This window comes from Pseudonocardia tropica (genome assembly GCF_040105315.1).
Taxonomy (GTDB): Bacteria; Actinomycetota; Actinomycetes; order Mycobacteriales; family Pseudonocardiaceae; genus Pseudonocardia; species Pseudonocardia alni.
Genome location: NZ_JBEDNP010000011.1, coordinates 21,857 through 37,070, shown reverse-complemented (window position 1 = coordinate 37,070; position 15,214 = coordinate 21,857). Strand labels below are relative to the sequence as shown.

Genomic DNA, 15,214 nt, shown 5'->3' with positions numbered 1-15,214 from the left:
CCGGGTGACGACGCTGTCGGTGCCGCCGGGTAGAACGGTCCGCGTGGACCCCACCCCCGCCGAGCTGGCACACGCGCTCGGTCTGCACCCGCCGACCGAGGAGCAGGCCGCGGTCATCGCCGCGCCCGCCGGGCCGGCGCTCGTCGTCGCCGGGGCGGGGGCCGGCAAGACCGAGACCATGGCGGCCCGCGTCGTCTGGCTGGTCGCGACCGGCCGGGTGCTGCCCGAGCAGGTCCTCGGGCTCACCTTCACCCGCAAGGCCGCCCAGCAGCTGGGCACCCGCGTCCGGTCGCGGCTGCGGCGCCTCGCCGGGGCCCGGCTGCTCGACGACCTGGACCCCTCCGGTGCCCGGCGCGCCGCGCTGCTGGCGGGCGAGCCCACCGTCGCGACCTACCACGCCTACGCCGGGCGCCTGGTCGGCGAGCACGCGCTGCGGCTGCCCGCCGAGCCCGCCGCCCGGCTGCTCGGACCGACCGCGGCCTGGCAGCTGGCCCACCGGGTCGTCTCCACCTGGGCCGCGGACCTGGAGATCGACCGGGTCCCCGCGACCGTCACCGGCTATCTGCTGTCGCTGGCCGGGGAGCTGGGGGAGCACCTCGTCGCACCGGACCAGGTGCGGCGCCTCGCCGAGCGGATGCTGCTGGTGCTGGAGCACGCCCCGCCCGGCAAGCGGCAGCGCGCCGAGCCCTCGGCCGGGTACAAGGCCCGCATCGCCGGGCAGCGGATGCGCTGCGAGCTGCTGCCGCTGGTCGAGGAGTTCGCCCGGCGCAAGCAGGCCGAGCAGGCCATGGACTTCGCCGACCAGATGGCCCTCGCGGCCCGGATCGCCGAGGCCGACCCGGAGGTCGGGCGGATCGAGCGGTCCCAGTACCGGGCCGTGCTGCTCGACGAGTACCAGGACACCGGGCACGCCCAGCGGGTGCTGCTCCGCGCCCTGTTCGGCGTGCCGCCCGGGCTCGCCCCGGAGCCGGACGACGGCCCGGACCACCGCTCGGTCACCGCGGTGGGCGACCCCTGCCAGTCGATCTACGGCTGGCGGGGCGCGAGCGCCGGCAACCTGGCGCGCTTCCGCACCGACTTCCCCGCCGCGGGCGGCGACCCCGCGCCCGTGCACGGGCTGCTCACCAGCTTCCGGAACCCGGCCGAGGTGCTCGTCCTGGCCAACCGGGTCTCCGAGCCGCTGCGGACCGCACCCGGCACCGTCCGGGTGGGGGAGCTGCGCCCGCTCGACGGCGCCGGCCCCGGCGACGTCCGGGCCGCCCTGCTCCCCGACGTCGCGGCCGAGGTGGCCTGGACCGCCGACGGCATCGCCGAGCGCTGGCACGCCGGCCACGACGAGGGCACCCCGCCCACCGCGGCCGTACTGGTCCGGCGCCGCTCCGACATGGACGCGCTCGCCGCCGCGCTGCGCGACCGGCGGGTTCCGGTCGAGGTCGTCGGGCTCGGTGGGCTGCTGTCCACCCCCGAGGTCAGCGACCTCGTCTCCGCGCTGCGGGTGGTGTCCGACCCGCTCGCCGGACCGGCCGCCGTCCGGCTGCTGACCGGCCCGCGCTGGCGGCTCGGGATCGCCGACCTGGCCGCGCTGTGGCAGCGCGCCCGCGAGCTCGTCCCGCACCGCCCGGCCCGCCCCGGGCCGCTGTCGGCCGCCGACCTGGCCCTCGGCGCACTGCCCGGCGAGCAGGCCGAGCAGGCCGGTCTCGTCGACGCCCTCGACGACCCGGGCGGCCCGGAGCGCTACTCCCCGGCCGGGTTCGACCGGATCCGGCGCATCGGCCGCGAGCTCGCCCAGCTGCGGGCCCGCACCGCGGCCCCGCTGACCGACCTGGTCGCCGACGTCGAACGGACCCTGCTGCTCGACGTCGAGACGATGGCCCGCCCCGGCCCCACCGGGCGGGCGCACCTCGACGCGTTCGCCGACGTCGTCGCCGACTTCGCCGCCGGTGCGGACGTGTCGTCGCTACCGGGGCTGCTCGACTACCTGGAGACCGCCGAGCAGGCCGAGGAGGGACTGACCCCCGGCGAGGTGGAGGTCGCCCCGGACCGGGTGCAGATCCTGACCGTGCACGCGGCCAAGGGGCTGGAGTGGGAGGTCGTCGCCGTCCCGCACCTGGTCGCGCAGGTCTTCCCCGGCCGCAAGATGTCCGGCTCCTGGCTGAAGGACCCGGCCGCGCTGCCGGTGCCACTGCGCGGCGACGCCGACGACCTGCCCGGCCTGCACCTGCCCCCGCCCGGCGCCGACCGCAAGCAGGTCGAGACCGCGCTCGACGACCACGACGACGCTCTGGACGAGCGCCGTCTCGCCGAGGAGCGCCGGCTGTTCTACGTGGCGCTCACCCGGTCCGAACGGGTGCTGCTGGTGTCCGGGCACCGCTGGCCCGCGACGGGGGAGAAGCCGAAGGAGCCGTCGGTGTTCCTGACCGAGCTCGCCGAGATCCTGGAGGGCCCCGGCGGCTCCGAGGTCGGCGTGCTGGCGCAGTGGGCACCGCCGCCCGACCTGGACACCGGCAACCCGGCGCTGGGCGTCGAACGCACCGCGCAGTGGCCGCCGGACCCGTTCGGCGACCGCGCCGACGACGTGCGCTCCGGGGCGGACCTGGTCCGCGCCGCGCTGCGGGCCCGGCGCCCGAAGCGGCCGCGCCGCGCCGCGCCCGCCCAGCTCGCTCTGGAGCTGCCGGCGGCTCCCGACGCGGAGCCCCCGGCCGGCGTGGTCGACGCCGAGGGGGACCCCGAGGGCTGGGCCGCCGACGTCGACGTCCTGCTCGCGGAGCGGGCCGCCGCCGCGCTGCGGCCCACGGTGTCGCTGCCCGGGCGGTTGTCGGTGAGCCGGCTCGTCGAGCTCGCCGACGACCCGGACGCGCTCGCCGTGCGGCTGCGTCGCCCGGTGCCGATGCCGCCCAACCAGCACGCGCGCCGCGGCACCGCGTTCCACGCCTGGCTGGAGCAGCGCTTCGGCGCGGAACGCCTGCTGGACATCGACGAGCTGCCCGGCGCCGCCGACGAGTCGGTCTCCTCGGAGACCGACGCGACCGAGCTCGCCGAGCTGCAGGCCGCGTTCGAGGCGTCGGAGTGGGCGGACCGGCGGCCCGTCGACGTCGAGGTGTCGTTCGAGACGGTGCTGGCCGGGGTCGCCGTGCGCGGCCGGATGGACGCGGTGTTCGCCGACCCCGACGGCGGCTGGACGGTCGTGGACTGGAAGACCGGTGGCCTGCCCGCCGAGGACCGCAGGCAGGTGGTCGGGGTGCAGCTGGCCGCGTACCGGCTGGCGTGGGCGGCGCTGCAGGGCGTCGAGCCGGACCGGGTGCGGGCGGCGTTCCACTACGTCCGCGCCGGCGTCACCCTCCGCCCGGCCGACCTGCTCGACGCCCGCGCGCTGCACGACCTCGTCGCCGGGGTGCCGACCGTCTCCGCCGCCGAGGTGTAGCCGCAGAACGCGGAGAGCCCGCGCCCCCGCCGGCGGGGACGCGGGCTCTCCGCGTGGGGTGGCTCGGGTCAGTGCGACTCGGCCTTGGCGATGCCGGCACCGGTCAGGGACCGGACCTCCATCTCGGCGTACTTGCTGCCGTCGTGGCGCTTCTGCCCGATGTAGGTACCGACCACGCCGAGCAGGAACGACAGCGGGATCGAGACCAGGCCGGGGTTGGCCAGCGGGAACCAGGCGAAGTCCGCGGTCGGGAAGATCGAGGTCTCCTTCCCGGAGACCACCGGCGAGAAGACGATCAGCACCAGGGTGCTGATCAGGCCGCCGTAGATCGAGAACAGGCCGCCGGTGGTGTTGAACCGCTTCCAGAACAGCGAGTAGAGGATCGTCGGCAGGTTCGCCGACGCCGCCACCGCGAAGGCCAGCGCCACGAGGAAGGCGACGTTCTGGTCCTTCGCGAGGATGCCGCCGACGATCGCGACCACGCCGATCACGATCGCGGTCCGCCGGGCGACCCGGACCTGGGTGGCCTCGGTGTCCGCGACCTCGCCCCGCTTGATCACGTTGATGTAGACGTCGTGCGCGAACGACGCCGACGCGGTGATCGTGAGCCCGGCGACGACCGCCAGGATCGTCGCGAACGCGATCGCGGCGATGGTACCGAGCAGCACCGGTCCGCCGAGGGCGGCGGCGAGCAGCGGGGCGGCGGAGTTCACCTTGCCCGGCGCGGCCTGGATGGCCTCCGGCCCGACGATCGCACCGGCGGCGAAGCCGATGACCAGGGTGAACAGGTAGAACAGGCCGATCAGCCAGATCGCGACCTCGACCGACTTCCGGGCCTCCTTCGCCGTCGGCACCGTGTAGAAGCGCATCAGGACGTGCGGCAGACCCGCGGTGCCGAGGACGAGCGCGATCCCGAGGGAGATGAAGTCGATCTGCGAGGTCAGCGACGCACCGTACTGCTGGCCGGGGGCGAACAGGCCCTCGCCCTTGGGCGAGCCGTCCGCGGCGGCCTGCATGATCGACGAGAAGTTGAAGCCGAACAGCGCCAGCGCCCAGATCGTCATGACCAGTGCGCCCGTGATGAGCAGCACCGCCTTGATCATCTGGACCCAGGTCGTACCGCGCATGCCGCCGATGAGGACGTAGGCGATCATCACGACGCCGACGACCGCGATCACGACGCCCTGGGCGAAGCCGCCCGAGATACCGAGCAGCAGCGAGACCAGCGCACCGGCACCGGCCATCTGCGCGAGCAGGTAGAAGAACGACACCGCGAGCGTCGAGGTGGCCGCCGCGGCGCGGATCGGGCGCTGCTTCATCCGGAACGCCAGGACGTCGCCCATGGTGAAGCGGCCGGTGTTGCGGAGCAGCTCCGCGACCAGCAGCAGCGCGACCAGCCACGCGACCAGGAACCCGATCGAGTAGAGGAAGCCGTCGTAGCCGTTGATCGCGATGGCGCCGGCGATCCCCAGGAACGACGCCGCCGAGAGGTAGTCACCGGCGATCGCGAACCCGTTCTGGGTGCCGGAGAAGCCTCCGCCGGCGGTGTAGAAGTCGGCCGCGGTCTTCTTCGCGTGCCGGCTGTTGACGTAGAACACGATGCCCAGCGTCACGATGACGAACGCCAGGAAGATCGAGATGTTCAGCGCGGGGTTGCTGTCCGCCGTCGCCGCCAGGACTGTCGGGCTCATCGGGTCCCCTCGATCTCGCCGCGGAGCTTGGACGACAGCGGGTCGAGCACGCGGTCGGCGTAGCGGATGTAGACCACGGTGATCGCGAAGGTCGACACGAACTGCAGCAGCCCGAGGATCAGCCCCAGGTTGATGTTGCCGAGCACCGGGGTGGCCATGAAGTCCGTCGCGAAGGTCGCGAGCAGCACGTACAGCAGGTACCAGGCCAGGAACCCGGCGGTCACCGGGAACACGAACCCACGCAACCGCCTGCGCAGCTCCTGGAAATCGGGGCTCGCCTGTACGGCGCCCCAGTCGGGAGTGTCCGGCGTCGGACCGCCGGGCTGCTCGTCGGACTCGGTCGTACTCACGTGTATGCCTCCTTGCACAAGCCACGCACGGCCACGGGACCGGACCCAGGAAAGGGCCTTCGGGCCGTGTGCGGAACCCCACATGCACGCTCCGGGCGGCCCAAGATGCGAGCGGCCGACGACCGGACGATCGAGCGCGGCACCGAACGACGAGCGGTCTTGACGCTGATGTCGCCGCTACGCTAGAGCCTTCACTCCCGATCGGCCAGATGGAGCCGCAGCATCGTAGCTTCCGCGTCCGACGGAACGTGATCGCCCAGTGACACGGCGATCATGACGAGGAACGCGCAGGGCACCGACCACAGCGCGGGCTGGGCGAGCAGCATGCCCGCCGTCCCGCCGAGCCCGAGTGCGGCGCCCAGCGCCATCGACCCGACCGTCGCGAGCAGCCCGGTGACCATTCCGGCGTAGGCGCCGCGCGCGGTCAGTCCCTTCCACCACAGGCCGAGCACCAGCAGCGGGCAGAACGTGGACGCCGCGACGGTGAACGCCGAGGTCACCGCCGCGCTGACGTCGACGCGCACCATCAGCAGCGCCGCCGGTACGACGGCCGCCGACGCGGCCAGCGCGGTCAGCCGCAGCCGGCGCAGCCCTGAGGGCATGAGGTCGTGCGCGAGCGCGCCGGACAGCGCGAGCAGCAGCCCGAGCGAGGTGGCCAGGAACGCGGCGAACGCCCCCGCGGTGAGCATCGCGGTCAGTGCCGCCGCGGTGCCGCCGCCGGTGACCCGGCCGGGCAGCGTGACGATCGCGGTGTCGGTGCCCTGCGAGAGGTACAGCTCGGGGGTGAGCACCGTCCCGAGCAGCCCGTAGACGATCGGGAACAGGTAGAACGCGCCGAGCATCGCGATGGTGATCGCCGCGGTGCGCCGGGCGCCGCGCCCGTCCGGGCTGGTGTGGAAGCGCACGATGATGTGCGGCAGCCCCATCGTCCCCAGCGCCGTCGCGACCAGCACCGACCAGGTCGTCAGCAGCGGCGAGGTGTCGGCGGTGCCGAGCAGCGGCAGCGCCCACTCGGCGCCGCCGGGCACCGGCAGCCTCGCCCGGTCGCCGCCGAGCTCGGGCACGGCGGCGCCGTCGGGGAAGACCCAGACGGCGTCGGCGGCCGCGTGGTGCGGGCCGGGGGCCAGCGGGACCGGCGACCCGTCGACGACGACGACGGTCGGTTCGGTCAGCACCAGCTCGGTGTCGAGCCGGAAGTCGACCGGGGTCTCGGCGGTGAACCGGGTGAACTCCGGCGGTGCGGCCATGTCGGCGCGCAGCTGCGGCCCGGCGAGCAGCAGCAGCCAGATCGCGGGCCCGGCGAACAGCAGGAGCTTGAGCGCGAACTGGAACGCCTGCACGTAGGTGGCGGCCCGCATCCCGCCCAGCGCCAGGGTCAGCCCGACGGCGAGCCCGGACACCACGACCCCGACCCAGTAGTCGACGCCCGACACCAGCGTGAGCAGCTGCCCGGCCGCGACGATCTGCGGCACCAGGTAGAGCACCGCGATCACCACGACGACCACCGCGCAGAACCGGCGCAGCGACCGCGACCCGAGGCGGGCCTCGGCGAACCCGGGCACGGTCAGCGCCCCGGAGCGGCGCATCGGCGCGGCGACCAGCGCGAGCATCAGCAGGTAGCCCGCGGCGAACCCGACCGGGTACCAGAGCGCACCGGTGCCCTCCTTGATCACCAGCCCGGCGACGCCGAGGAAGGACGCCGCCGACAGGTACTCCCCGGAGACCGCGGCCGCGTTGAGCATCGGCGAGGTCCGCCGGGACGCGACGAGGAAGTCCGAGGTGGTACGCATCGCCGCGACGCCACGTGCCCCGATCAGCACCGTGACCAGCAGCAGGGCGACGACCGCGGCGGCCGTCACGGGCGTTCCGCGCGTTCGGCCCGGCGCAGGTGCCACCACGCCAGCGCGCCGAGCAGCGGGTACGGCAGCCAGGCGACCGCGATCCAGCTCAGCGGGAGCCCCCCGACCCGCCACTGGGCCAGGTCCGGCGCGAGCCGCAGCAGCACCGGCAGCCCGAACAGCAGCACCGCGGCGCAGGCGAGGGTGACCACGGCACGCCGCAGCTGGGCCCGGCGCAGACCGCGGGCCCGCTCGGTCAGTCCCGGGTCGAGCGCCGCGGCCTGCTGCGGGCGCGGTACGGACGTACCCCGCTCGGGCGGTGCGCTGACCGCGACCCGGCGCGGGCGGGCGGTCACGGCCGCCCCCGGCCGCTTCCCGGGCCGTCGAGCGCCCCGGAGGTGGCCGCGGCGAGCAACTGGTCGCGCAGGTCCCGGGCGTGGCGACGGCTGACCGGCACGTCACCGGCGTCGGTGTGGGCGAGCAGTCCGCCGCCGGCGTCGCTGCGCAGCTCGCGGACCGCGGGCAGGTGCAGCAGGAAGCTGCGGTGCACCCGGACGAAGCGGTGCGGGTCCCAGTGCTCCTCCAGCCGGGACAGCGGGATCCGCACCAGGTGCGAGCCCCCGGGCAGGTGCAGCCGCACGTAGTCGCCGTGGGCCTCGGCGAAGCGGACGTCCTCGCGGCGGACGTAGCGGGTGCGCCCGGCGGCCTCCACCGGCAGCACGGCGAGCTCGTCGACGCGGGGGAGCGCGGGCCCGGCCGGCTTCGGTGCGGTCGCCCCCGGCGTGCCCGGCCCGGCGGCCGAGCGGCCGGCCCGGGCGCGGTGCACCCGGCCGAGCGCGTCGGCGAGCCGGTCCGCGCCGACCGGCTTGAGCAGGTAGTCGACGGCGCCGAGGCCGTACGCGGCGACGGCGTGCTCCTCGAACGCCGTCACGAAGACGATCTCCGGCGGCGTGGCCATCGCGGCCAGCACACCGCCCAGCTCCAGGCCGTCCATCCCGGGCATGGTGATGTCGAGGAAGACGGCGTCGAACCGACCGGTGGGGATCGCGCGCAACGCCTCGACCGCGCCGCCGGCCCGGGCGACCTCGGCGACGTCGGGCGCGTCGGCCAGCAGCGCGCAGATCTCGTCGAGGGCGGGGGCGACGTCGTCGACGGCCAGCACGCGCAGCGGCTCGGCGGAGGGTGTCACCTCAGATCACCACCCCGGGCTGGAACCGCGGGATCCGCAGCACGATCCGGGTGCCCGCGCCGGGCGCGGTCTCGATGACCAGGCCGTGGTCGGAGCCGTAGACCGCGCGCAGCCTGCGGTCGACGTTCACCAGCGCCAGCCCGGCGCCCTCGGCGGTGCCGGCCAGCACGGCACGGGCGTGCTCGGGGCTCATGCCCGGCCCGTCGTCGTCGACGGTGATCACGCAGACGTCCCCCTCGGCCTCGCCGCTGACCTGCACCAGCCCGCCGTCGGGGGAGCGCTCCACGCCGTGCTGCACCGCGTTCTCCACCAGCGGCTGCAGCGCCAGCACCGGGACCGGCACCGGCAGCACCTCCGGCGCCACCCGCACCTGCACCCGCAGCCGCTCGCCCAGCACGGCGCGGGCGAGGGTCAGGTAGGCCTCGACCGAGCGGAACTCCCCGGCCAGCGGCACGTAGTCCCCGCGTGCGGCGAGCGAGTGCCGGATGAACTCGGCGAAGGTCTCCAGGAGGTCGCGGGCGCGCGCCGGGTCCGAGCGGACGAACGAGGCGATCGTGGTGAGCGCGTTGTAGACGAAGTGCGGCGAGATCTGGGCCCGCAGCGCGCGCAGCCGGGCGGCCTCGGCCTCGGCCTCGCCGTCGGCCAGGCGGGCGCGTTCGAGGGCGTCGGCGACGAAGGCGGCGGCCCGGCGGGCGGCGGCCGTCCCGACCCCACCGGCCAGGACGAGCACCGGCCCGTCGCCGACGGGCAGCGCGGTGCGGCCGGCCTCGGTGAGCCGTCGCCCGCGGGCCCGCCCGGCGAGCGCGACGCCGTCGGCGCGGCCGGGGCCCCACCACGAGTCGGGCAGGCCGGGCCGGACCAGCCCCGCCGCCTCGGCGCCACAGAGCCCGGCGAGCCGGCGCAGCGCCTCGGTCGCGGCGGCGGACCCGGCCGGTTCGCGCAGGCCGGCGGCGACGGCGACGCCCGTCTCGAGGACCTCGGTCGGGTCCGGCCCGGGTGCGGCGGCGCCGCGGAACCGGCGCGCGCTCAGCCGCGGCCGCAGCGACGTGCGCGCAACCGGCGTCGCACGTTCGTGGTCCCCCTCGGCCGACACCTGAGTGAGGATAGGGCCCGCGCGGTCGGTGCGGTGCGACCTGGGCGCTAGCCTTCGCACGTGATCGGCTCCACCCGGCTCGGCGCACTCGATCCCCAGGTCGAGGGTGCGCTGCGGATGCCGGACACGCGGTCGGGCCCGGTGCGCTCGCTCATGACCCGTCTGGGGATCGCGGTGTTCGCGCTCGGCGCGACGACGTTGATCGTCTTCTTCGGGCGCGACGGCTACCTCGACAACAACGGTGCGGGCGAGCTCTCGCTGCTCGACGCGCTCTACTACGCGACGGTGTCGCTGTCGACGACCGGCTACGGCGACATCGTCCCGGTCAGCCCGACGGCCCGTGCCATCAACATCGCGGTGATCACCCCGCTGCGGGTGCTGTTCCTGATCGTCCTCGTCGGTACGACCGTCGAGCTGCTCACCGAGCGCTCGCGGCAGTCGTTCCGGATCCAGCGCTGGAGGTCGCGCGTGCGCGAGCACATCGTCGTCGTCGGCTACGGCACCAAGGGTCGCGCGGCGGTGCAGACGCTGCTGGGCGACGACGTGGACCCCGGGAAGATCGTCGTCGTCGACACCGACCGGGCGCGGCTGGACGTGGCCTCCGGGCTGGGCCTGGTCACCGTGTCCGGCAACGCGACCCGCTCCGCGGTGCTGCGCATCGCCGGGGTGCAGCTGGCGACGACGCTGGTCGTCGCCCTGGACCGCGACGACACCGCGGTGCTGGTCACCCTCACCGCCCGCGAGCTGTCCAAGTCGATCTCGATCGTCGCCGCGGTGCGCGAGGCGGAGAACGTGCACCTGCTCCGCCAGTCCGGCGCCAGCTCGGTGATCGTGTCCGACGAGACGGCCGGGCGTCTGCTCGGCGTCGCGACCCGCTCGCCCGCCGTGGTCGAGGTGGTGGAGGACCTGCTCACCCCGGACGCCGGCTTCGCGATCTCCCAGCGCCAGGTCGAGCCGACCGAGGTCGGCGGCTCCCCGCGGCACCTGCCCGACATCGTGCTCGGCGTGGTGCGCGGCGAGCAGCTCCACCGGGTGGACTCGGCCGCCGTCGACGCGCTGGAGCGGGGTGACCAGCTGCTCTACGTCCGCAAGGCGACCCCGCCGGACGAGGAGTAGCCCGCCCCTCGATCCGGGCCTTGACCTGAACCGAACTTCAGGTCGCACGGTGGTGACCATGCGATCACCGACCGGCTACGCCGACCTCGCCGGGCTGATGACCCGGATGACCGGCGACGAGAAGCACGAACCCGCCGCCACCTCCACCCTCGACGTCCTGTGGGTCCTCTACGACCGCATCCTGCGCGTCGACCCGCGGCACCCCGACGACCCCGACCGCGACCGCTTCCTGGTCTCCAAGGGGCACGGCCCGATGGCGCTCTACGCCGTCCTCGTCGCCCGCGGGTTCCTCGACGACCACCTGCTCGACCGGTTCGCCGGGTACGACTCGACCCTCGGGCACCACCCCGACCGCACGCTCGTGCCCGGGGTGGAGATCTCCTCCGGCTCGCTCGGCCACGGGCTCGGCCTGGCCGTCGGCACCGCGTCGGGACTGCGGCTGCAGGGCCGCGACGCGCGCACCGTCGTCCTCGTCGGCGACGCCGAGCTCGACGAGGGCTCCAACTTCGAGGCGATCCAGTACGCGGGCCGCGCCGGGCTGTCCGGGCTGAGCGCCGTCGTCGTCGACAACGGCTCGGCCTCGCACGGCTGGCCCGGCGGGATCGCAGGGCGCTTCGCCGCGGAGGGCTGGGCCGCCGTCGACGCCGACGGCCGCGACCACGACGACCTCGAACGCGCCTTCCGCACCGCACACCCCGACCGGCCGCTCGCGGTCGTCGCCCACGTCGAACCGAAGGGGAGCCCGCGATGAGTGCCTCTGCTCTGCTCACCGATACGCAGCACGCCAGCACCTCCGAGCCCGTGACCCCTCCCGACCAGCGGGAACGCTTCTACGGCCTGCTGCCCGAGCTGATCGCCTCCGACCCGCGGGCCGTCGCGCTCCTGGCCGACATCGGCGCCGGCTACGTCGACGTCCCGCCCGGGCTCGCCGACCGCGTGATCAACGTCGGCATCCGCGAGCAGTTGCTCGTCTCCGCCGCCGGCGGGCTCGCGCTGGCCGGGATGCGCCCGGTCGTGCACACCTTCGCGCCGTTCCTCGTCGAACGGCCCTACGAGCAGCTCAAGCTCGACCTCGGCCATCAGGGTGTCGGGGCGCTGCTGGTGTCGGCCGGCGGGTCCTACGACATGGCGGGCGCGGGGGAGACCCACTTCGGCCCGCGCGACGTGCCGCTGCTCGACACCCTCGAGGGCTGGACCGTGCACGTGCCCGGGCACGCCGACGAGGCCGAGGCGCAGCTGCGCGCCGCCCTGCCCGGCGAGGACCGGGTCTACGTCCGGCTGTCGGGTGCGTCCAACGCTCGGCCGTACGGCTCCGGGCCGTCGATGACGGTGCTGCGCCGTGGGGGCCGGGGGACGGTCGTCGCCGTCGGGCCGCTGGCGGACCGGACGCTGGCCGCCGTCGAGGGGCTCGACGTCACCGTGCTCTACGCGCCCACCGTGCGCCCGTTCGACGCGGCCACGCTGCGCGCCACGCTGTCCGAGCCGGACGTCGTGCTCGTCGAGCCGTACCTGGCCGGCACCTCGGTGCGGCCGGTGGCCGAGGCGCTGCACGACGTGCGGCACCGGGTGCTCGGGCTCGGGGTGGGCGTCGCCGAGCTGCGCCGCTACGGCAGCCCGGACGACCACGACGCGGCGCACGGCCTGGACGTCGCGGGCATCCGGCGATCGGTGACGCGGTTCCTCTCGTAGGGTCGGGTCGTGCGTCTGGCCACCTGGAACGTGAACTCCGCGAAGTCCCGGCTGCCGCGGCTGCTGCCGTGGCTCGACGAACGGGAACCCGACGTCGTCTGCCTGCAGGAGACCAAGCTCTCCGACGACGACTTCGCCGCGGGCTTCGCCGAGGCCCTGGCCGAGCGCGGCTACGCGAGCGCGCACCACGGCCGGGGCCGGTGGAACGGCGTCGCACTGCTGTCGCGGGTCGGGCTCGACGACGTCGTGCGCGGCCTGCCCGACGAGCCCGTCTTCACCGAGGGCGGGCTGGCGGAGCCGGACGCGCGCGCCGTCTCCGCCACCTGCGGCGGGCTGCGGATCACCTCGGTCTACGTGCCGAACGGCCGCAGCCCGGAGGACCCGCACTACGCCTACAAGCTGCGCTGGCTCGCCGCGCTGCGTGACCAGGTCGCGGCGGGCGACCCGGACTCGACGGTGGTGGCCGGGGACGTCAACATCGCCCCCACCGACGACGACGTCTGGGACCGCTCCCTGTTCGACGGCGCCACCCACGTCACCCCCGACGAGCGGGCCGCGCTCGCCGCGCTGCTCGGGACCGGGCTGCGCGACGTCCTGCGCGAGCGCTGGCCCGACGAGCGCGTGTTCAGCTACTGGGACTACCGGGCCGGCCGGTTCCACCAGGACCAGGGGATGCGGATCGACCTGGTGCTGGCCGGGTCGGGCCCGGCCGACCGTCGCGCGGCGGTGTGGGTGGACCGCAAGGCGCGCAAGGGGAAGTCGCCCAGCGACCACGCCCCGGTCGTCCTCGACCTCGACGAGGCCCCCGACGGCGACGTCGGCCCGGTCGTCCCGCCGCCGTCGGCTCCGGCGCCGCTCAGCCGTCCGCGATAGCCACTCGCCGCCCGTGTGCGACCCGTCGTGTGGTTCGGGTTGCAACCTTCGGACTAAGTCGATAGCCCATAAGGTGTACACCGCTACCTCCGGGGGATGACTCGCATGATGCGTACGACCACCAACCACCCGCGCCGGATCAGCCGCACCGTCGGTGCCGCCGTCGCCGCGACCGCGCTCGTCGGGCTGACCGCCTGCGGTGGCGAGACGCCGCAGGTGCCGAACCTGCCCGACAACCTCCCGCAGGTCCCGGGCGTCGGCGACCCGCGCCAGGCGTTCGGCGACGCGCACCAGAAGGCCCTCGGCCTCGCCGCGCTCGGCGGCATCGGCCTGGAGCAGGGCGTCGGGGACACGGTCAAGGAGCTCGCGCCGCAGGTGCAGGGCGAGGGCCAGCAGATCGACGACAAGCTGCGGGGGCTGGCGTCGTCGGTCGGCGTCTCGCTGCCCGACCAGGTCTCCCCGGAGGTCCAGTCCCAGGTCGACGACCTCAAGGCCCGCACCGGTGAGCAGTTCGACCAGGGTTGGCTGCAGGCCGCGCAGGAGCAGGTCGGACAGCTCAGCGACCAGGCCCAGCAGCTGCTGAACGTGCCCGGCCTGCCGCCGGAGCAGCTCGACCAGGCCCGGGCGCAGCTCACGAACCTGGGTGAGCTGAAGACCAAGCTGGACCAGGCCGCGGCCGAGGCCGGCGCCACGACCCCGGGCTCCGGTTCGGACAACCCCGGGAGCGGCACCGACGGGAACGCCGCCGGGTCCGGCGACGGGACCGCGCCCGGTGCGGACACCGGCACCGGCACCGGCACCGGCACCGGCACCGGAAACGGCAACGGCACCGGCTCGGCCTCCGGTTCCGGTGACGCCGCGGGCCAGGGCGGCTCCGGCGCGCCCGCCGTCGACGCCGGCACCGGCGGCCAGGCCGCGTCGGCGTCCGACGCCGCGCTGCCCGTCGCGCTCGGCGGTGCCGGGCTGCTGCTGCTCGTCGCCGGTGCCGTCCGGCTGCGTCGCGCCCGCGCGTGACTCCGCAGCGCCGGCGCCCGGCCGGGGGCGTCCGGGGAGCGGCCGCGCTGCTGCTCCTCGGCGTCGCCCTGCTGGGCGCCGGTGCCGGTCTCGCACTCGGTGCCGACGCCCGCGTCGAGGCGAGCGACCTCGGCGCCGTGCCCGCGGGACCCGTCCCCGCCGCGACGCGTGCGGTGCCGGTGGCCCGGGCGCTGCCGGTCCTGGCGCCGCCCGACCCGGTTCCGGTGACCGGGGTGCCCGACGCCGCGGCGTTGCCGGGGGAGGGTGCGCCGGGTCCCCCCGGTGTGGCTGCGGTGCCGGCCGCCCCGCCCGCCGCGCTCCCGGCCGGCCCGCTCCCCGGCCCCGGTGACCGCACCGGCCCCCCGCCCCGCTCCACCGGCCCGGCGCCGATCGCGCCGCGCGAGCCGTGGACCGTCTCGGCGGTCTACCCGCCGCCCGCAGCCGAGCCCGGCGCCGCGTCGCCGCCGGTCGTCCCGGCCGTCCTGGAGCTCCCCGCCCGCGGGCTGTCCGCCCCCGTCGACGCGGTCGGCACCGCCCCGAACGGCGGGATGGTCGTCCCCGACCGGGTGCGCACGGTCGGCTGGTGGGCCCCCGGTGTCCTCCCGGGCGGGGCGGCCGGGAGCGCCGTGATCGCCGGCCACGTCGACTCGCGCACCCAGGGCATCGGGTTCCTGTCGGTGCTGCCGCAGCTCGTCGCGGGCGAGCCGGTCGCCGTCCGCGGCGCCGACGGCCGCACCGCGACCTACCGGGTCGTCGCGCGTCGCGAGTACGGCAAGCACGACCTCCCGCGCGAGGTGTTCCGCCGCGACGGCGACCCGCAGCTCGTCCTCGTCACCTGCGGCGGGGTGTTCGACCCGGCCGCGGGGAGCTACGAGTCGAACATCGTCGTCTACGCCGTGCCGACCGCTGCGCCCTGAGCCGTCCTCCCCGGATACCCACT

Annotated in this window: 13 protein-coding genes; 7 read left to right on the top strand and 6 right to left on the bottom strand. The window is 75.5% G+C overall.

What is annotated here, in order from left to right:
* The first annotated feature begins 43 nt into the window (after nt 1–43).
* Nucleotides 44–3,421 carry an ATP-dependent helicase gene (locus WHI96_RS18625; RefSeq protein WP_345653285.1) on the top strand — a complete coding sequence of 1,126 codons (3,378 nt, stop codon included), beginning with the start codon at nt 44–46 and terminating at the stop codon, nt 3,419–3,421.
* Nucleotides 3,422–3,489: 68 nt separating this feature from the next.
* On the opposite strand, the gene WHI96_RS18620 is transcribed toward WHI96_RS18625, so the two are convergent.
* From WHI96_RS18620 to WHI96_RS18595, 6 genes are all read right to left on the bottom strand, one after another.
* Nucleotides 3,490–5,112 carry a monocarboxylic acid transporter gene (locus WHI96_RS18620; RefSeq protein WP_345653288.1) on the bottom strand — a complete coding sequence of 541 codons (1,623 nt, stop codon included), beginning with the start codon at nt 5,110–5,112 and terminating at the stop codon, nt 3,490–3,492.
* On the bottom strand, nt 5,109–5,462 hold the full coding sequence (locus WHI96_RS18615; RefSeq protein ID WP_345653291.1) for a DUF485 domain-containing protein: 354 nt from the start codon (nt 5,460–5,462) through the stop codon (nt 5,109–5,111). The genes WHI96_RS18620 and WHI96_RS18615 overlap by 4 nt, the downstream gene beginning before the upstream one ends.
* A gap of 191 nt (nt 5,463–5,653) precedes the next feature.
* Entirely contained in the window at nt 5,654–7,321 is a 1,668-nt protein-coding gene (locus WHI96_RS18610) for a sodium/solute symporter (RefSeq protein WP_345653294.1), read from the bottom strand.
* Nucleotides 7,318–7,656 (bottom strand): hypothetical protein, encoded by a 339-nt coding sequence (locus tag WHI96_RS18605; RefSeq protein WP_345653297.1) that lies wholly within the window; start codon nt 7,654–7,656, stop codon nt 7,318–7,320. The genes WHI96_RS18610 and WHI96_RS18605 overlap by 4 nt, the downstream gene beginning before the upstream one ends.
* Nucleotides 7,653–8,489 (bottom strand): LytR/AlgR family response regulator transcription factor, encoded by an 837-nt coding sequence (locus WHI96_RS18600; protein ID WP_345653299.1) that lies wholly within the window; start codon nt 8,487–8,489, stop codon nt 7,653–7,655. The genes WHI96_RS18605 and WHI96_RS18600 overlap by 4 nt, the downstream gene beginning before the upstream one ends.
* Nucleotide 8,490: 1 nt before the next feature.
* Nucleotides 8,491–9,582, bottom strand: a complete 1,092-nt coding sequence (locus tag WHI96_RS18595) for a sensor histidine kinase (protein WP_345653301.1) — start codon at nt 9,580–9,582, stop codon at nt 8,491–8,493.
* Nucleotides 9,583–9,699: 117 nt separating this feature from the next.
* Between WHI96_RS18595 and WHI96_RS18590 the strand changes: the two genes are divergently transcribed.
* The 6 genes from WHI96_RS18590 (at nt 9,700) to WHI96_RS18565 (ending at nt 15,191) form a co-directional block, all read left to right on the top strand.
* Nucleotides 9,700–10,698, top strand: a complete 999-nt coding sequence (locus tag WHI96_RS18590) for a potassium channel family protein (protein ID WP_345653374.1) — start codon at nt 9,700–9,702, stop codon at nt 10,696–10,698.
* Nucleotides 10,699–10,756: 58 nt separating this feature from the next.
* Nucleotides 10,757–11,449, top strand: coding sequence for a thiamine pyrophosphate-binding protein (locus WHI96_RS18585; RefSeq protein WP_345653303.1), 693 nt, complete (start codon nt 10,757–10,759; stop codon nt 11,447–11,449).
* Nucleotides 11,446–12,387 (top strand): transketolase family protein, encoded by a 942-nt coding sequence (locus tag WHI96_RS18580; protein WP_345653306.1) that lies wholly within the window; start codon nt 11,446–11,448, stop codon nt 12,385–12,387. Before WHI96_RS18585 ends, WHI96_RS18580 begins: the two co-directional genes overlap by 4 nt.
* Before the next feature lie 9 nt (nt 12,388–12,396).
* The gene (locus WHI96_RS18575) at nt 12,397–13,260 is read left to right on the top strand and encodes an exodeoxyribonuclease III (protein ID WP_345653309.1); all 864 of its coding nucleotides are present in this window, start codon (nt 12,397–12,399) and stop codon (nt 13,258–13,260) included.
* 105 nt (nt 13,261–13,365) lie between these two features.
* Nucleotides 13,366–14,274: a DUF4142 domain-containing protein gene (locus WHI96_RS18570; RefSeq protein WP_345653312.1), complete on the top strand. Its 909-nt coding sequence runs from the start codon at nt 13,366–13,368 to the stop codon at nt 14,272–14,274.
* Nucleotides 14,271–15,191 (top strand): class F sortase, encoded by a 921-nt coding sequence (locus WHI96_RS18565; protein ID WP_345653314.1) that lies wholly within the window; start codon nt 14,271–14,273, stop codon nt 15,189–15,191. Before WHI96_RS18570 ends, WHI96_RS18565 begins: the two co-directional genes overlap by 4 nt.
* The last annotated feature ends 23 nt before the right edge of the window (nt 15,192–15,214 follow it).

Bases quoted from the DNA above. Each gene is read 5' to 3' on its own strand.
- WHI96_RS18585 (WP_345653303.1), top strand. From the start codon at position 10,757: ATGCGATCACCGACCGGCTACGCCGACCTCGCCGGGCTGATGACCCGG.
- WHI96_RS18570 (WP_345653312.1), top strand. From the start codon at position 13,366: ATGATGCGTACGACCACCAACCACCCGCGCCGGATCAGCCGCACCGTC.
- WHI96_RS18590 (WP_345653374.1), top strand. From the start codon at position 9,700: ATGCCGGACACGCGGTCGGGCCCGGTGCGCTCGCTCATGACCCGTCTG.
- WHI96_RS18620 (WP_345653288.1), bottom strand. From the start codon at position 5,112: ATGAGCCCGACAGTCCTGGCGGCGACGGCGGACAGCAACCCCGCGCTG.
- WHI96_RS18580 (WP_345653306.1), top strand. From the start codon at position 11,446: ATGAGTGCCTCTGCTCTGCTCACCGATACGCAGCACGCCAGCACCTCC.